This window comes from Tersicoccus phoenicis (assembly GCF_001968835.1).
GTDB lineage: Bacteria > Actinomycetota > Actinomycetes > Actinomycetales > Micrococcaceae > Tersicoccus > Tersicoccus phoenicis.
The window spans coordinates 21,335-38,348 of record NZ_MRDE01000049.1; the positions used below are offsets into that span (position 1 = coordinate 21,335).

Below are 17,014 nucleotides of genomic sequence, written 5' to 3' on the forward strand. Positions count from 1 at the left end.
GGCTCAGTGGTCCCCGCGCATCTCGTCGAGCAGAGTGTCGGCCTCGGCCGTCGTGTAGGTCGGGCCGCCGGGGTGACGGGGCCACGGCGCAGGCTCCCCGGCCGGAGGGGTGTACCGTCCCTCGCGCTGCAGCCGCTCCAGGGCGGTGTCCCGGTCTCCGAACGTGCTCACCCGCCAACGCGGCTTCCCTCGCTCTGTCACCACGACATCGTCAGCATCCGTGACCTGGTCCAGGACCGCGGCAGTGTGCTGAGGTCGCGCTTCGACACCGTCCGCATGCTCCAAGTGTAGTACCTCTGTCAGACATCGAAGCGAGGACTGACCGGTCATGGCGGCTCGCACGCTAGCCCGGACAACGGTCACGTTGTTCGGGCTCTGACGCTCTGGCCCGATCAGTGGCCGCCGTGTTCGAGCTCCCGTGCGAGCGGGAACGCGTGGGAAACAGGAGTGCCGCGTACCTCAGAACGTCTCGCTCCGGCGCCAGGCCATCTCCTGGAGCTCGAGGGTGTTCCCGTCCGGGTCGGCGAAGCCGGCGTACCGGACCCCTCCGCCGACGTCCGTGACCGGCCCGACGTCCACGCCCCGTGCCACCAGCTCGGTCCGGGCGACGTCGACGTCCTCGACCACCAGGTGCAGGGCCCGCACCGATCCCGGCTCGCCGGCATAGGCCTCCAGCCCGGTGCCGAAGCCGACCGAGCAGCCCGAACCCGGTGGCGTCACCTGCACGACGCGGACGCCGCCCGCGGGTGTCACGTCCACGTCGAGATGGAAGCCCAGCTTCTCGACGTAGAACGCCTTGGCGCGGTCCACGTCGGCCACGGGCAGCGGTACGAGTTCGAGCTTCATGTCCACGGCAGTCTCCTGTCGGAAGGGGTGGTCACCCCGGAGCCTGAACGACGATCTAAACGCTGTCGACATGGCGTGCACGGGCCGTACCGGTCAGGCCGGTGGGACGCCGTAGATGGCGGTGTGCCAGAGATGCAGCAGTGTGGGCACGACGGCGTCGCGGGCCACCGTCGCGGGCTCACCGGCCAGGTCCGCCTGGATCACCCGCTCATTGAGCAGCAGCAGCGCCGTCGCGAGGTCACGGGCGGGGATCCCGGCCGGCGCACTGCCGTGCCCGCGTTCCGCCTCGATCGCCCGCGCGGTGTTGTCCACCCAGTACTCCTGCACGCCGGCCCACACCGCGGACAGGCGCGGCGAGGTGTGGCGCGCCTCGATCAGGGTCGTCGTCAGCCGGCGGTGAGCGCCGAAGACGTCGTGGTAGCCCTGAATCACGCCGCGCCACCGCTGTGCCTGATCCGCCGGCGACCCGGCGAACAGGCGCCCGACCGTGGCCTCCGCCTCGTCCACCACGTTCTCGACGAGGGCGATCAGCACGTCCTCCTTCGAGCCGAAGTAGAAGTAGAACGACGGCCGGGAGATGCCGGCCCCGGCGGCGAGCTCGCCGATGGAGATGTCCCGCAACGGCCGATCCGCCAGCAGCCGCTCGGCGGTGGCCAGGATCGCGCTTTCCCGCGCGTCCCCGTGCGGCCGGGATCGACGGCGTCGGCCGACCGGCAGGTCGGTGGGGGAGGCGGCGGTCACCGGGTCAGTCTACGAGCCGGGCTCCGGCCGGCCCGTGAGGGCCGTCGATGCGCGGGCCGCCCCTTGGGGGCTGCGGCGACGGCCGTGCACATCCGCTGAGTTCGCCGGCTTCTCTCGAACGGGTGGTGAACAGCACCGCCCGTTCGTGGCGAACCGGCGAACTCAGCACGGATGAAGCGCCCGTTCGTGGCGAACCGGCGCACATCAGCAGCAGCGGCCCTCTACCGACTCTCGACAGGGTGTTGATAGCGTGGCCGGATGACGACGACGTCCCCCCGCACCACTCCCGCCAGCCCGACGCCGTCGGGCGCGCCGAGCACGGTGGACCAACAGGTCGACGAACAGGTCGGCGAAACCCGACACAGCACCGAGCACGTGGACCTGTTGATCATCGGCGCCGGTCTGTCCGGTATCGGGGCGGCCGTGACCCTGGGGGAGCGGTTCCCCGACCGGTCGATGGCGATCCTCGAAGCCCGCGAGCGGCTCGGCGGCACCTGGGACCTGTTCCGCTATCCGGGCGTGCGCTCCGACTCGGACATGCTCACGCTCGGCTACTCGTTCCGCCCGTGGACCGAGAGGAGCGCCCTGGCCTCGGGCCCGGAGATCCTGGACTACGTCCGGGACACCGCCCGCGAGCGCGGCGTGGACCGGCTGATCCGCTACCGGCACCGTGCCCTCGCAGCCGACTTCGACTCCGGCACCGGGCGGTGGACCGTCACGGTCGACCGCGACGGGCGGACCACGACGATGACCGCGGGATTCCTCTACGTCTGCGCCGGCTACTACCGCTACGACGCCGGGTACACCCCCGACTTCCCCGGCGTCGAGGACTTCACCGGCCACCTGGTGCACCCGCAGCAGTGGCCGGAGGACCTGGACGTCGCGGGCCGCCGCATCGTCGTCATCGGCAGCGGCGCGACCGCGGTGACCCTCGTCCCGGCCCTGGCGCAGTTGGGTGCGCACGTGACGATGCTGCAGCGCACTCCCACCTGGATCTTCAGTCTGCCCTCGACGGACCGGACCGCGATCAAGCTCCGCCGACGCCTGCCCGGGCCGGTCGTCGAGCCGGTGCTGCGCTGGCGCAACGTCCTGATCCAGATGGCCAGTTACCAGCTCAGCCGCCGTCGCCCGGAGCTGATGAAGAGCAAGTTGCTGACCGCGCTCACCCGCAAGCTGCCGCAGGACTACGACGTGAACACCCACTTCCTGCCCCCGTACAACCCGTGGGACCAGCGGCTGTGCGCGGTGCCCGACGGCGACCTGTTCCGCACCATCCGGGACGGGAAGGCCGAGGTCGTCACCGACACCATCGACCGGTTCACCGCCGACGGCGTGCACCTGGCGTCGGGCCGGACCCTGCCGGCGGACCTTATCGTGACCGCGACCGGATTGCGGCTGCAGCTGCTCGGCGGCATGCGGCTGGCCGTCGACGGGGAGGTGGTCGACCCGGCGGAGCGGCTGACCTACCAGGGGGCGATGCTCGACGGCGTGCCGAACCTGGCGCTGGCCATCGGGTACACGAACGCGTCCTGGACGTTGAAGATCGACCTGGTCAACCGCTTCCTCGTCCGGGTGCTGACCCGGATGCAGCGGCGGGGCGCGGACGTCGTGACGGCCGTCGCGCCGGACGTGCCGGCCGGGGAGCGGCGGCCGCTGCTGGACCTGAACTCCGGGTACATCAACCGCAGCCTCGATGTCCTGCCCCGGCAGGGCCCCCGCGCGCCGTGGCGGATCAACCAGAACTACCTGCTGGACCTGGCGATGTTCCGCTGGGGCCGGATCGCCGGCCGCGGTCTGCGGTTCAGCCGGTCCCCGGGCATCCCGAGCCGGCATCCCGGCACGGATCGGGCGGCTGGGCCCGCGACGGAAGGCGGCGGGCCCGCGCGTGACACCACGCCGGCCGCGAGTGAGAAAGTGGTCGCATGATGGGAAGAATGACGGTCGACGGCGCGGACCTGCGCTACCGGACGACCGGTGACGGGCCCGACGTCGTGCTCCTGCACGGCATCGCCCGCAGTCTGGAGGACTGGGACGAGCAGCACGAACTGCTCTCGACGCGGTTCCGCGTCACGAGTGTCGACCTGCCCGGTTTCGGCGAGTCCGGGCCCCCGACGGCGCCCAACACCATGGAGACGATGGCGCGCGCCGTGCTCGGGCTGATGACGGCGCTGGGCATCGGACGGGCGCACGTGGTGGGCAACTCGATGGGTGGAGCGGTCGCCATGCAGGTCGCCGCCCTGGCCCCGGAGCGGGTGCGCACCCTGGTGCTTGCCTCCAGCGCGGGCTTCGGGCGCACCGTTGCTCCCGCCCTGCGGCTGCTCGCGATCCGGCCGCTGGGGCGCTGGTTGCTCAGCCGCCCGACGACCAAGGCGATCTACAACGCCGAGCGCGGGCTCTACGTCAGTCGCGAGCTGGTGACGCCCGAGCGGCTCGATCGCGGCATGCGGTTCGCCAAGCGTGAGCACGGCGCCGAGGTGATGCTCAAGACCCTGGGCGGAATGGGCAACCTGTGGGGTGTCCGTGCCCGATGGCGCCGGCGTTTGCTCGCCCGGATGGTGGAGCTCGACATCCCCACTTTCGTGCTGTGGGGGCAGAAGGACCTGATCCTGCCGTTCGCCCACTTCGAGGCGGTCGCCACCGCGCTGCCGCACGCCCGGCTGCACGTGTTCCCGGACACCGGACACCTGCCGCAGGTCGAGCGGGCCGATGAGTTCGCGCGACTGGTGCAGGCGTTCTGGGCCGACCACGACGACGACGCCCGACCGAGTGGCCACGTCGACCACGACCTCACCGAATCGGGGGGCCATGCCGACCACAACCTCGCCGAGCACGCCGCCTCCCACCACAAGAGGACCAGCGACCGATGACCGCGCACCAGCCCGACCACCAGGCCGACCGGCAGGGGCGCCAGCCCGAGGACCGCGAGTTCGACATCGTCCTGTTCGGAGCCACCGGCTTCGTCGGACGGCTGACCGCCGCGTACCTGGCCACCCAGGCCGGCACCGCCCAGACCGGTGCGGCGCAGACTGGCACCACCCAGAGCGGTGCCACCCAGACCGGTGCGGTCGAGCCCGGTCCCGTCCTGCGGATCGGCCTGGCGGGGCGCAATCAGAAGAAGCTGGAAGAGGTGCGTGCCGGTCTGCCGGCCGCGGCGGCCGACTGGCCGATCGTCGTCGTCGACGCCGGGGACGAACCGGGTCTGCGGGCGATGGCCGAGCGGACTCGCGTGGTCGTCTCCACCGTCGGCCCTTATGCGAAGCACGGGCTGCCGTTGGTGCGCGCCTGTGCCGAGGCGGGCACGGACTACGCCGACCTGACCGGTGAAGTGTTGTTCGTCCGGCGCAGCATTGACGCGGCCGATGAGACGGCCCGGCGTACCGGCGCGCGGATCGTCCACTCCTGCGGGTTCGACTCCATCCCGTCGGACCTGGCCGTCGCCCGGGCCGCCGCTCACGCTCGCGACCACGGGGCGGGGGAGCTGACCGACGTGACGACCCACGTGCGCCGGATGCGCGGGGGAGCCAGCGGCGGCACCGTCGCGTCCGCGCGGAACCAGTTCACCGAGGCGCGCGCCGACCGGTCCGCCGCCCGCACGATGCTCAACCCCCACGCCCTGGATCCGGCGCAGCCGAAGGGAACCAGCACCGCCCGGACCGATGCTGACCACGCGGACCGGCGCAGCAGCCGTTCCCGGTTCGGCGTCGAGGAGGACGGCGTCTGGTTCGGGCCGTTCTTCATGGCCAGTTACAACGAGCCGCTGGTGCGCCGCAGCAACGCCCTGACCGGCGGCGCCTACGGGAAGCGGTTCCGCTACCGGGAGGTGACCGACACCGGGCGCGGACCGCGGGGAGCGCTGCGGGCCCGAGCGCTGCGCCGGCTTCTGCCCCTCGGCTTCGCGGCCCTCTCCCTGCCGGCGCTCGACCGCGTGTGGGATCGGCTGCTGCCGGCCGCCGGTGAAGGACCGAGCGAGCAGGTCAGGGCGAACGGGCGGTTCCTCCTCGAGGCCGTCGCCGAGACCACCACCGGTAGGACGGTGCACTCGCGTGTCGGCGCGAAGCTCGATCCCGGTTACGACGGCACCGCCGTCATGCTCGGGCAGACCGCCCTGGCGCTGGCCGCCGGTGAGGGCGACGCCGGGCACGGTGGGGTGCTCACCCCCGCGGTCGCGCTGGGGGAGAGTCTGGCGACCCGGCTGCAGGGCCAGGGCTTCGACGTCGCCGTGTGGATGGACTGACGCGGTCATTCCCACCCCGACGACGGCGGCCCTGCCGTCGGCGTCGCGCGCCGGTCGTCGTCAGTCGCGGGCGGGCAACGAGACCGGGTAGAAGTACAGCCCCTTGCTGTTCTCCTCGACGTCGACCGTCAGCACGTCATCGACCTGCAGGTGATCGTCCACGTCGATGCGGCTCTCGCTGCCGAGCAGCTCCTTGATCCGCACGGCCGGGATGAGGCCCTGCCGGCCCTCCCCGTCCACGGCGAGGGCGAACCGGGCGCCGGTGGTGCGCACGGTCACCGTGCGCCGGCCCCGGTGGGTGGCCGCCTCGCCGTCGATGACCACGGTCTCGCGTCGCTCCTCGTCGCCCTCGGTGCGGGCGTCCAGCTCGGTGGCCAGCTCGTCGGCGAGCAGATCGACCTCGGAGAGCAGCCCGGCCATGGCCCGCGCCACGGACGTGTGGAACCGGTCCGGTTTCAGGGCGCCGCCGGGCTTGTACATGTCCTCGTGGGTCAGTTCGCTCCAGGCGTCCTGCAGCCTGGTCTTGACCTGCACCTCGACACTGACGGCGTCGTCGCCGATGGCGTCCTCGATCGGCACCCGCAGCAGCAGGTGGAACGCCCGGTACCCGGAGTCCTTCGGCGCGCCGACGTAATCGCGCTCCTGCAGCAGCGACACGTCGGTGTCCGGGGAGGCGCAGTACGCCCGCAGCGCGGCGACGACGTCGGCCAGGTCCCGCGGCGTCTTGCACAGCACCTTCAGGCCGACGACGTCCGGCACGACCCGCTCGGGGTCCGTGGCCACGAAGGGCGCGAGCTCGGGTTCGTCCCGCAGTACCCGGCGCATCTTGTCGGAAGCGCGCCGCCGATCCTTGATCCGGAACTGAGTGACGTCCAGGCGACTCGTGTCCCCGCCCGCGGTGGTCGCCCGGGCGACCGCACCGAGGACCTGCTGGGCGCGGACGCGGGCCCGTTCCCAGTCCGGCAGACGCTGGGCGTACAAGCGATCGACGGCGCGATCGATCTCCGCCTCGCTCGGGAAAGCCGCCGGTTCGACCGGCTCCACCGAGGTCGCCGCTTCCGCCGTGGTCGCCGCTTCTCCGGTGGTGGCGCTGCCGGGCGGGGCGGCCGGTCCGGGTGGCGCGGTTCCCCGCTCGGGCCGGTCGCTCATCGGTCCAGGCCCCGCCGGGTCAGCAGCGGTGCGACCTCTGCGTCCCGACCGCGGAACGCCCGGAACGAGGCCAGCGGGTCCCGGCTGTTGCCGCGACCGAGCAGTTCCCGGCGGAACGTGTCCCCGTTCTGCCTGGTCAGCCCGCCGTTCTCCCGGAACCACTCGACCGTGTCGGCGTCGAGCACCTCGGACCAGATGTAGGAGTAGTAGCCGGCGGCGTACTCGCTGGCGAAGATGTGCTTGAAGTAGCCGGTGCGGTAGCGCGGCGGGATGGCGTCCACCGCCACCCCGGCCTGGGCGAGGGCCTGCTGTTCGAAGGCGAGGGGGTCCGTGACCGGCTCGGTCCCGGTCTGCTCGTGCCAGGCCAGGTCCAGCAGTGCCGCGCCGAGGTACTCGGTGGTGGCGAAGCCCTCGCCCCACTGCTGGGCGGCCAGCAGCTTCTCCACCGTCTCGGCGGGCAGCGGCTCCCCGGTCCGGTGGTGGCGGGCGTAGTTGGCCAGAACCTCGGGCCAGAGCATCCACATCTCGTTGACCTGAGACGGGTACTCGACGAAGTCGCGGGGCACGTCGGTGCCGCTGAGCCGGCGGTACTGCACGTCGGAGAGTAGCCCGTGCAGCGCGTGCCCGAACTCGTGGAAGCAGGTGGTGACCTCGTCGAGCGTCAGCAAGGTCGGCTCGTCCGGCGCGGGTTTGGAGATGTTGAGGTTGTTCACGACGACGGGCCGGTGGCCGAGCAGGCGGGACTGCTCGACGATCGGGTTCATCCAGGCGCCGCCGTTCTTGGTGGGCCGGGTCCAGTAGTCACCGAGGAACAGCCCGAGGCCGGAGCCGTCGGCGTCGTGGACCTCCCAGACCCGCACGTCCGGGTGGTAGCCGGTGAGGTCCTCCCGCTCGGTGAAGGTCAGCCCGTACAGCTGGTTGGCGGCGAAGAAGACGCCGTCGGTGAGCACGCGGTCCAGTTCGAACCACGGGCGCAGGGCGGCGCCGTCGACGCCGTACCGGTCGCGGCGCACCGCGTCAGACCAGTACGACCAGTCCCACGCCTCGACGGGAGCGCCGGCGGCCTCGGCCAGGGCGTCGCGTTCCGTGCCGGCGTTGCGAACGGCGGCGGGCGCGAGCCGCTCGAGCATGGCGCGGACGCTGGCGTAGTCCGGCGCGGTTTGGTCCTCGACGGCGTACTCGGCGTAGTTGACGTGGCCGAACAGCTGGGCCTTGGCGGCGCGCAGCGCGGCGATGCGGGCGGCGATCGGGGTGACGTCGGTGCGGGAGGATGTGCCGGCCTGCGCTCGCTCGCCGAGTCCCCGGTTGACGGACGCCGTGTGGATCCGGCGCCGGGCGTCGCTGCTGGTCAGGGTGGCGAGGACCGGCTGGTTGGACGGCAGGATCAGGGTGATCAGGTACTTGCCCGGATGCCCAGCGTCGGTGGCGGCCTGCGCGGCGGCGGCGAGGTCGTCCTCGCCGAGCCCGTCGAGTTCCTCGGCGTCCTCGAACAGCACGGCGGCGGCGTTGCCCTCCTGCTGCACGAGGGCGGAGAACTCGGTGGTCAGCTCGGCGAGCTGGGTGTTGATCTCGCGGACCCGCTGCTGGGCGGCGGCGTCGAGCTCGATGCCGCGGTGGGCGGCGTCCGTCAGATAGTCCTCGGCGAGGCGGCGGGTCTCGTCGTCGGCGTCGGTCAGATCGATGGCGCGGATCCGCTCATACAGGCCGCGGTTCAGCGCGACGTCGTCCTCGTGGGCCTGCAGGGCCGGCTTGAGCGCGGCGGCCAGGTCCATGATGTCCGGCGTCGCGTCCGCCAACTGGACGGTGAAGAAGGCCAACGCCGCGCGGCGCAGCAGCTGCCCCGAGGACTCCAGCCGTACCAGGGTGTTCTCCACGGTGGCCGGCTCCGGGTTGGCGACGATCAGCTCGATCTCCCCGCGGTGGGCCTCGATCCCGGCCTCGATCGCCTCCCGATAGTGCTCGGGCACGATGCCGACGAAATCGGGCAGGCCGTAAGGCAGAGCGGAGGTGGTCAGCAGCGGGTTGTGCTGCCCGACCGGGGTGGAGGTGGTCGAGGTCGTCGTCATCCTCTCACTGTGCCATAGGCCACTGACGAAACCCGGGGGGCGCGGGGAGCACGGCCAAGCGCGATCCCAACCATCAGCAAACTGATAGCTTTGGTCCACAGGAGCGGTCTGCGAGTCTGTGGCTGCACCGGGAACATCGGTGACCCAGCCCAGGAGGAGGGCAGATGCAGTCCGGCCCGTGCGACGCGCCCCCGACCGTCTCCGTCGTCATCCCCGTCAAGGACGACGCCGCCGAACTGGCCCGGTGCCTGCTCGCCCTGGCGCGCCAGACCCACCTTCCCGACGAGATCGTCGTCGTCGACAACGACTCGACCGACGCCTCCGCCGACGTTGCCCGACACGCGGGTGCCCGCGTGATCGCCTGCCCGCAGCCGGGGATCCCCGCGGCCAGCGCCGCCGGCTACGACGCCGCCGACGGTGACCTGATCCTGCGGCTGGACGCGGACTGCGTGCCGACTGCGACCTGGATCGCGACCGTGGTCTCGGCGTTCGAGCGGCACCCGGACGTCGCCGCGTTCACCGGATACGCCCGTTTCATCGACGGCCCCACCCTCGTCCGGACGCCCCTGGCCCTGGTCTACTTCGCCGCCTACCTGTTCGTCGCCGTCCCGGTGCTGGGCCACCTGCCCATCTTCGGCTCGAACGCGGCCCTGCGCGGGCGGGCCTGGCGCGACGTCAGCGCCACGGTGCATCGCGCCGACCCCCTGGTGCACGACGACTTCGACCTCGCCTTCCACGTCGGGGCCCGGTATCGCATCGGCTACCTGCCGGCGTCATCGATGGGGATGTCGATGCGCCCGTTCAGCAGTGGACGGGCCCTCGTCCTGCGCGTTCACCGGGGCCTGCGCACCATCACGGTGCACTGGCCGGACGATCTCCCGCCGCGGCGTTGGCAGCGGGTGATCCTGCACCGGTACTCCCGACCACGCCGGTGAGCGACGCCGACGACGGCGGAGTGTCCCGCCCCGGTCCCGGCTACGCGACCGTAGGGTAGCCGTGTGGCTGATGCGCTGATCGGGCCGACACTCCCGCCGGAGATGCACGTGATGACCTTCAACATCCGGCGCCGCATGGACATGACGCCCCGTCCGGCGGATCGATGGACGTGGCGGGTTCCTGCCGTGCGGACCCTGCTGCACACCGAGCGGCCGACCGTGCTGGGCGTCCAGGAGGCACTGCCGGACCAGGCGGCCGTCCTGCACGACGCCCTCGGTGAGGGGTACGGGGTGGTCGGCCACGGCCGCCGCGCCGATGGCCGTGGCGAGGGCTGTCCCCTGTTCTGGGACGGCACCCGGCTCGAGTTGGTCACGTGGCGACAGATCGCCCTGTCCGACCGCCCGGAGGTCCCCGGCTCGACGTCGTGGGGCAACATGATTCCGCGGGTCATGGTGGTCGCCACGCTGCGCGACCGGACGACGTCGGTGGAGTTCCTCGTCGTCAACACGCACCTGGACCACCTGTCGCGGCGGTCGCGGCTGCGCTCGGTCGAGGCGATCCGGCGGTGCGTGCTCGGTCAGCCGCTGCCCGGGATCGTGACGGGGGACCTGAACGCGGGTGAGGAGGCCGCCGCCATCCAGGCCTTGTTCGCCGGTGGCGCGCTCCGGGACGCCTGGCGGGCTGCGGGGGAGCGCCTGACCCCGGCCTGGGGCACGGTCCCGAACTACCGGCCGCCGCGAGCGGGTCAGCGCCGGATCGACTGGATCGGGGTGACGCCCGACGTCGACGTCGTCCGCACCGGGATCAACGACCGGCGGTTCGGTGGCCGGTGGGCGTCCGATCACCTGCCGGTGCAGGCCGTGGTCCGGCTGCCGGCGGCCATCGCCTCGGTCATGCCCCCGGTCACCGCGCCGTGATCGAGAACTTCCTGCGGCCGCCCCGCACGCCGGGCGAGGTCACCGCCGACCTGCTCCGCGTGGTCGGCGTCGTGGGGGTCGTCGTCGCCGGCGTCGGGTGGAGCCTCACGGACGCCGGCATCCTCGCCTTCCTGTTGCCCGGTCTGCTGGCTCCCCGGTTCCTGGGGATGCGGTCCGGGTTCGACGTCGTGCACGGGCTCGTTCTGCTGGTGGCGGGCTGGAGCAACGTCGCGGACCTGTACAGCCGGATCGGGTGGTGGGACGTGCCCGTCCACATCGCATGCACCGGTGTGGTGAGTGTTCTCGCCTATCTGCTGCTCGCCCGGCAGCGCGTCGTGGCCGCCCCCCGGGCGGACGGGGTTCCTCTGATCGTGCCGATCCTGCTCACCACGGTGATCGGGCTGGCGCTGAGCGCGGTGTGGGAGATGGTCGAATGGTTCGGCCGCACCGTCATCACCGCCGAGATCGTCGTCGCCTACGCCGACACCATCGGGGACATGGCGGCCGGCGGGCTGGGGGCGCTCATCGGCGGCATCGTGGTCGCGACGACGCGCTTGGTGCGCGCCCCGGCCCTTCTCGCCGCGTGACGACGACGACGTGATCGTGGTAGTCCTGAACAGAGCGAACCACTGACGGAACCGCCGAACAGGAGATCCCCATGCATCAGCCCCAGATCGTCGTCGTCACCGGAGCCAGCGGGGGGATCGGCCGAGCGTCGGCCATCGAGTTCGGCCGCCGCGGCGACACCGTGGTTCTGATCGCCCGCGGCGAGGCGGGGTTGCAGGCCGCCGCGCGCGACGTCGAGTCCGCCGGCGGGAAGACGCTGACCATCCAGGTCGACACCTCCGACGCGCAGGCCCTCGACGACGCCGCCGAGCGGGTGGAGCGCGAACTCGGGCCCATCGACGTGTGGGTGAACGTCGCCTTCACGGCCGTGTTCGCCCGCTTCTCCGACGTGCACCCGGACGAGTACAAGCGGGTCACCGAGGTCTCCTACCTCGGCTACGTCTACGGGACCATGGCCGCGCTGAAGCGGATGAAGCCGCGGAACCGGGGCACCATCGTCCACGTCGGGTCCGCGCTCGGTTACCGCGGGATCCCCCTGCAGAGCGCCTACTGCGGGGCCAAGCACGCCATCGAGGGTTTCAACGAGTCGCTGCGCTGTGAACTGCTCAACGAGAAGAGCGCGGTGCGCACCACCGTGTGCGTGATGCCGGCCGTGAACACCCCCCAGTTCTCCTGGGTGCTCTCACGCCTGCCCAACCAGGCGCAGCCGGTGCCGCCCATCTACCAGCCCGAGGTCGCCGCGCGCGCCGTCGTGTACGCCGCCGAACACCCCAAGCGGCGCGAGTACTGGGTCGGCGCCAGCACGGTGGCCACGATCATCGGCAACAAGTTGGCCCCGGCGTTGCTCGATCGGTACCTCGCCAAGAACGGGTTCTCCTCCCAGCAGACCTCCGACCCGAAGAACCCCGACCAGCCGGCGAACCTGTGGGAGCCGGCGGACGCGTCGAAGGACTTCGGCACGCACGGGATCTTCGACAACCGCTCCGCCTCGACCAGCGCCCAGGTGTGGGCGTCCCAGCACCACGGCACCGTGGCCGCCGCTGCCGTCGGCGTCGTCGGTGCGGTCACCGGTGCCCTCACCTGGCGGACGCTGAGCCGATGAATCCGCTGGAGGTGGCCCGCGCCGCTTACGGCATCACCGAGTTGGCGGCGCCGGCGGGCGTCGAGTTCGTGCTGACCCGCGTCCGCGCGGACGGCAGGACCCGGGCCGTGGCCCGCATCCTCGGCGGACGGCACGTCCTGCAGGCCCTGCTGCTCGCGAACGCCAGCTCCGGCGCGCACCGGCTCGGGGCGTTCGTGGACGCCACGCACGCGCTGAGCATGGTCGGTCTCGCCCTGGTCGACCGGTCGCGACGACGCACCGCACTGGCGAGCGCGGCCGTCGCCCTCGGCTTCGCCGTCGCCGAGTTCCGCCAGTGACGAAGGCACAGCACGAGCAGACCGCCGAGACTCCCTCGCTCAGTTCCGTGCAGACCCTGAGGAACTACGCACTGCTTGCCGACGGGGAGCGGGGGGCACTGGTCGGCCCCAACGGTGACATCGCCTGGCTGTGCGTACCGCGCTGGGACGACGCCGCCATCTTCTCCTCCTTGATCGGCGGGTCCGGGTTCTACACCGTGGCCCCGACCGGCGTCCGGTTCGTGCACGGTGGCCAGTACGAGGACGGCACCCTGATCTGGCGCAGCCGCTGGGTGACCGAGCAGGGAGTGGTGGAGTGCCGGCAGGCGCTCGCACTGCCCGCCGACCAGGACCGGGCCATTCTGCTGCGCCGGATCTACCTGCTCTCCGGCTCGGTGCCCGTGCGGGTCCTGCTGCAGGGCCGGCCGGACTTCGGCGCCCACACCATGCTCTGGTCCCGGACGGACGACGGGATGTGGACGGCGACCGGCGGTGGTCTGTCCCTGCGCGTGCGCGGTCTGGAGTCGGCGACCGTGGAGGACGGCAGTCTGCTGCAGGACTTCGATCCGGTGCCCGGTGCCTACTACGACGTCGTCGTCGAGATCGCCAAGGGGAAGCTGCCGCAGGTGGACCTGGACGCGTCAGCCCTGTGGCGCGCCACCGAACACGAATGGGCCGACTGCGTACCGGCGATGCACGGGAGCATCGCGCCCGACGACGCACGCCAGTCCTGGGCCATCCTGCAGGGGATGACCTCCTCCACCGGCGCCATGGTGGCGGCGGCGACCATGTCGCTGCCCGAACGCGCCGAAGCGAAACGCAACTACGACTACCGGTACGCCTGGATCCGCGACCAGTGCTTCGTGGGGCAGGCGGCCAGTGCCGCCGGCATGGTCGGCCTGCTCGACGACGCCATCCGGTTCACGTCCGAGCGGATCCTGACCGACGGGGACCGGCTCAAACCTGCCTACACCGTGCTCGGGGGTCGGGTTCCCGACGAGAGCAGCCTCGACCTGCCCGGCTACCCCGGCGGCTCCGATCTCCTCGGCAACTGGGTGAACGAGCAGTTCCAGCTGGACAACTTCGGCGAATGCCTGCTGTTGATGGCAGAAGGGGCGCGGCACGACCGGCTCGACGTGGAGCACTGGCGGGCCGTGGAGCAATCGGTGCGGGCCATCGAGAAGCGCTGGCAGGAACCCGACGCCGGCATCTGGGAGTTGCACAACGAGAAGTGGACCCACTCCCGGTTGATCTGCGTGGCGGGTCTGCGAGCCATCGCCCGGCACGCGCCGGGCCCGGACGCCGCCCGCTGGGAGGGGCTCGCGGACACGATCCTCGCGGCCACCGCCACCACCTCCGTCCACCCCAGTGGCCGCTGGCAGCGCAGCCCCGAGGACGAACGGGTCGACGCGGCGCTGCTGTTGGCCGCGATCCGCGGTGCGGTGCCCCCCGAGGACCCCCGCACGGTTGGCGACCGTCGCCGCCATCCGCGACGAACTCCAGGACCAGGGTTACGTCTACCGGTTCCGGCACGACAAGCGTCCCCTGGCCGAGGCGGAGGGCGCGTTCCTGCTGTCCGGTTTCAACATGGCGCTGGCCGTGCACCAGCAGAGCAACGACCTGGAGGCCTTCCGCCTGTTCGAGCGGAACCGGGCCGCGTGCGGCTCCCCGGGCCTGTTCACCGAGGAGTACGACGTCGAACAACGGCAACTGCGGGGGAACCTGCCGCAAGCGTTCGTCCACGCGGCCATGGTCGAGACCTCCTATCGGCTGGCCTCCACGGCCGAGGCGTACGGGATGTGACGACTCAGTCGCCGACCGCCTCCCGGCCGCGGCGGACGATCAGCGGGTCCGGCGCGAAGACGACCGACGTGTCCTTGTCCTCGTAGTCGAACTGGTTGAGGAAGAAGCGCATGGCGTTGACCCGCGCCCGCTTCTTGTCATTGGACCTGACCGTGGTCCACGGGCAGTGGTCCGTGTCGGTGCGCAGGAACGTCGCTTCCTTGGCTTCGGTGTAGTCGTCCCACCGATCCAGGGAGGCCAGGTCCATGGGGGAGAGCTTCCAGCGCCGCACGGGGTCGATCTGCCGGATGGCGAAACGGGTCCGCTGTTCGTGCCGGGTCACCGAGAACCAGAACTTGGTCAGGTGGATCCCGGAGTCCACCAGCATGCTCTCGAACAGGGGTGCCTGCCCCATGAACGTGCGGTACTCCTCGTCGGTGCAGAACCCCATGACGTGCTCGACGTTGGCGCGGTTGTACCAGGAGCGGTCGAACAGCACCATCTCCCCGGAGGTGGGCAGGTGCTGGACGTACCGCTGGAAGTACCACTGGCCCTGTTCCCGGTCGGACGGCCTGCTCAGGGCCACGGCCCGGGCAGAGCGGGGATTGAGGTGTTCACTGAAGCGTTTGATCGTGCCGCCCTTGCCCGCGGCGTCCCGGCCCTCGAACACGATCACGTACCTGCGGTCGTGATCCTGGCCCCAGTACTGGAACTTCAGCAGTTCGACCTGCAGCCGGTACTTCTCGAGCTCGTACTCCTCCCGGGACATCCGTTCGTCGTACGGGTAGTCCTCCCGCCACGTCTCGACCGCCGACCCGCCCGGATGGATCAGCTCCGGGTCCTCGCCCTGCCCACCACGCACGGTGTATCCCAGTTCCACCAGATGGTCGATCGCCTCACGCAGGTTGTCCCGGACCCAGTCCTGGTTCTCCGGTGTCCACCGGTTGTCTTCCAGTGCCATGGATCCGCCTCCTTCTGGCTCGACGAGCGGGCGACGGCGGTGCCGGCGGCCAAGGCCGTACTCACCTCGGCCAGCCTGCGATCGGCGTCAGGTGTCCCGCTGAACCGGTACACACAGCAGGTTAGCCGTGGACGGCCGTGTTCGCGCCCCTCACCGCCAGCATTTACGGTTCTGGCCAGGCTCACGCCGGAACGATCAGTCCTCGGCGCAGTGCCCGACGTAGCGATACGGCTAGCCACGTGCAGGCCGGGCGGCAACGGGGTTGGTCAGGGCAACGGGGTTGGTCAGACGGCGTGGCGGTCGCCGCCCGCCGAGAGTGCGGGACCGGGGCGCCGACCCTTTATATTCCAGTAGGCTGCGATGCCGGCGCCGATCACCAGCCACAACACGCCGATCATCTTCGCATTGTCATTGGCGTTCCAGAGTGCGTAGCCAAGCACAATGATGCCGACGATCGGCGACATCCATTGCACGAACACCCGCTTGCTCCGCAGCTTCACGCCGAAGTGGGCGATCACCGCGACATGCAACAGGATGTACGCGGTGAGCGCACCGAACGTCACCAGCGTGGTGAGCAACTCCTGCTCAGCCGTTCCTGCGATGCCGATGACGAGAGAGACTCCGGCGATCAGCATCATCGCGTTGGTCGGAACCTGGCGCCTGGCGCTCACCTTGGCGAAGATACGCGGCAGTTGACCATCCCTCGCCATGCTGAAGACAAGCCGGCTCGAGGTCGCCTGCGATGCGATCGAGTTAGCGAAGATCGCAATGAGAGCAGAAGTCAACGTCACGACGATCTTGAACCACGGCCCGATCACCTGCCCGGCAATGTCATAGAAGGCGTTGTTCGTGGCGTCTCCCTCGGCGAAGGTGCTGCCCGTGGGCACGAAGATGGCGGCGAGGTAAACCTGCAGCACGAAGATCACGGTGATTGCTAGGAGGACAATCATTGTCGCCTTGGATACGGTACGGCCGCCGCCTTTCGCCTCTTCGTTCAGCGTGGAGATGGCGTCGAAACCGATGAAGCTCAGCGCCGCGATCGGGATGGCACCGAAGACGATCGCCCACGAGAACTGCGCTGGCTGAAAGATGGGGTCGAGGCTGAACGATGCCTTGCCCCGAGCAACGGCAATCAGCGCACCGACGACGAACACGGCGAAAACGATGAGCTGGATGGCGAGGAAGATCTTGTTCGCGTTAGCGGTGAGGTTAATCCCGCGCAGGTTGATCAGGGCGGCCAACATGACGAACACGATGATCCAAACGGGCTCATCCCAGATGAGGGTGTAGTTGGCGTTGGCGTGGCGGTCCCGGGATAGACGTCGAGGTCTCCCGAGGATGAAGGTTCCTATACGCTGCATCCGAGAGACCTCGACTTGTCTGACGCTACCGTCGGCGAGCGCTCTGGCGCGTTCGC

15 protein-coding genes and 1 pseudogene are annotated in these 17,014 nt (G+C 70.7%); 9 read left to right on the top strand and 7 right to left on the bottom strand.

Translation table 11 applies throughout. The annotated features are described in order from the left end of the window. Positions 1-3 precede the first annotated feature (3 nt). From BKD30_RS16705 to BKD30_RS07690, 3 genes are all read right to left on the bottom strand, one after another. Positions 4-171 (bottom strand): hypothetical protein, encoded by a 168-nt coding sequence (locus BKD30_RS16705; RefSeq protein ID WP_235861559.1) that lies wholly within the window; start codon positions 169-171, stop codon positions 4-6. Positions 172-459: 288 nt separating this feature from the next. Then, entirely contained in the window at positions 460-846 is a 387-nt protein-coding gene (locus BKD30_RS07685) for a VOC family protein (RefSeq protein WP_173893066.1), read from the bottom strand. Positions 847-939: 93 nt separating this feature from the next. Beyond that, positions 940-1,587: a TetR/AcrR family transcriptional regulator gene (locus BKD30_RS07690; RefSeq protein ID WP_076703733.1), complete on the bottom strand. Its 648-nt coding sequence runs from the start codon at positions 1,585-1,587 to the stop codon at positions 940-942. A 258-nt stretch (positions 1,588-1,845) separates the two neighbouring features. Between BKD30_RS07690 and BKD30_RS07695 the strand changes: the two genes are divergently transcribed. The 3 genes from BKD30_RS07695 to BKD30_RS07705 are packed head-to-tail and all read left to right on the top strand — an operon-like array spanning position 1,846 to position 5,821. Next, positions 1,846-3,513, top strand: coding sequence for a flavin-containing monooxygenase (locus tag BKD30_RS07695; protein WP_076703735.1), 1,668 nt, complete (start codon positions 1,846-1,848; stop codon positions 3,511-3,513). An 8-nt stretch (positions 3,514-3,521) separates the two neighbouring features. Further along, on the top strand, positions 3,522-4,454 hold the full coding sequence (locus BKD30_RS07700; RefSeq protein ID WP_076703737.1) for an alpha/beta fold hydrolase: 933 nt from the start codon (positions 3,522-3,524) through the stop codon (positions 4,452-4,454). After that, the gene (locus tag BKD30_RS07705; RefSeq protein WP_076703739.1) at positions 4,451-5,821 is read left to right on the top strand and encodes a saccharopine dehydrogenase family protein; all 1,371 of its coding nucleotides are present in this window, start codon (positions 4,451-4,453) and stop codon (positions 5,819-5,821) included. The genes BKD30_RS07700 and BKD30_RS07705 overlap by 4 nt, the downstream gene beginning before the upstream one ends. A gap of 60 nt (positions 5,822-5,881) precedes the next feature. Here BKD30_RS07705 and BKD30_RS07710 read toward each other — a convergent pair whose 3' ends face one another. Continuing rightward, the gene (locus BKD30_RS07710) at positions 5,882-6,970 is read right to left on the bottom strand and encodes a GTP pyrophosphokinase (protein ID WP_083956124.1); all 1,089 of its coding nucleotides are present in this window, start codon (positions 6,968-6,970) and stop codon (positions 5,882-5,884) included. Next, entirely contained in the window at positions 6,967-9,036 is a 2,070-nt protein-coding gene (locus BKD30_RS07715; protein WP_076703741.1) for a M3 family metallopeptidase, read from the bottom strand. The genes BKD30_RS07710 and BKD30_RS07715 overlap by 4 nt, the downstream gene beginning before the upstream one ends. Positions 9,037-9,200: 164 nt before the next feature. Here BKD30_RS07715 and BKD30_RS07720 point away from each other — a divergent pair, with 164 nt between their 5' ends. The 6 genes and pseudogenes from BKD30_RS07720 (at position 9,201) to BKD30_RS07745 (ending at position 14,657) form a co-directional block, all read left to right on the top strand. Then, a complete protein-coding gene (locus BKD30_RS07720) occupies positions 9,201-9,971 on the top strand; it encodes a glycosyltransferase family A protein (RefSeq protein WP_076703743.1) in 771 nt (256 codons plus the stop codon). 111 nt (positions 9,972-10,082) lie between these two features. Next, positions 10,083-10,889 (top strand): endonuclease/exonuclease/phosphatase family protein, encoded by an 807-nt coding sequence (locus tag BKD30_RS07725; RefSeq protein ID WP_235861560.1) that lies wholly within the window; start codon positions 10,083-10,085, stop codon positions 10,887-10,889. Next, entirely contained in the window at positions 10,886-11,476 is a 591-nt protein-coding gene (locus BKD30_RS07730) for a hypothetical protein (RefSeq protein ID WP_076703747.1), read from the top strand. Before BKD30_RS07725 ends, BKD30_RS07730 begins: the two co-directional genes overlap by 4 nt. 71 nt (positions 11,477-11,547) lie before the next feature. Next, the gene (locus tag BKD30_RS07735; protein ID WP_076703749.1) at positions 11,548-12,558 is read left to right on the top strand and encodes an SDR family oxidoreductase; all 1,011 of its coding nucleotides are present in this window, start codon (positions 11,548-11,550) and stop codon (positions 12,556-12,558) included. Further along, positions 12,555-12,875: a hypothetical protein gene (locus BKD30_RS07740; protein ID WP_076703751.1), complete on the top strand. Its 321-nt coding sequence runs from the start codon at positions 12,555-12,557 to the stop codon at positions 12,873-12,875. The genes BKD30_RS07735 and BKD30_RS07740 overlap by 4 nt, the downstream gene beginning before the upstream one ends. Positions 12,876-12,922: 47 nt before the next feature. Next, a pseudogene (locus BKD30_RS07745) lies at positions 12,923-14,657 on the top strand (glycoside hydrolase family 15 protein). A 4-nt stretch (positions 14,658-14,661) separates the two neighbouring features. On the opposite strand, the gene ppk2 reads toward BKD30_RS07745, so the two are convergent. Next, a complete protein-coding gene (gene ppk2, locus BKD30_RS07750) occupies positions 14,662-15,597 on the bottom strand; it encodes a polyphosphate kinase 2 (RefSeq protein WP_076703753.1) in 936 nt (311 codons plus the stop codon). A gap of 284 nt (positions 15,598-15,881) precedes the next feature. Further along, positions 15,882-17,014 (bottom strand): APC family permease (locus BKD30_RS07755; RefSeq protein WP_143588112.1); only part of this gene is annotated, 1,133 nt, incomplete at its 5' end.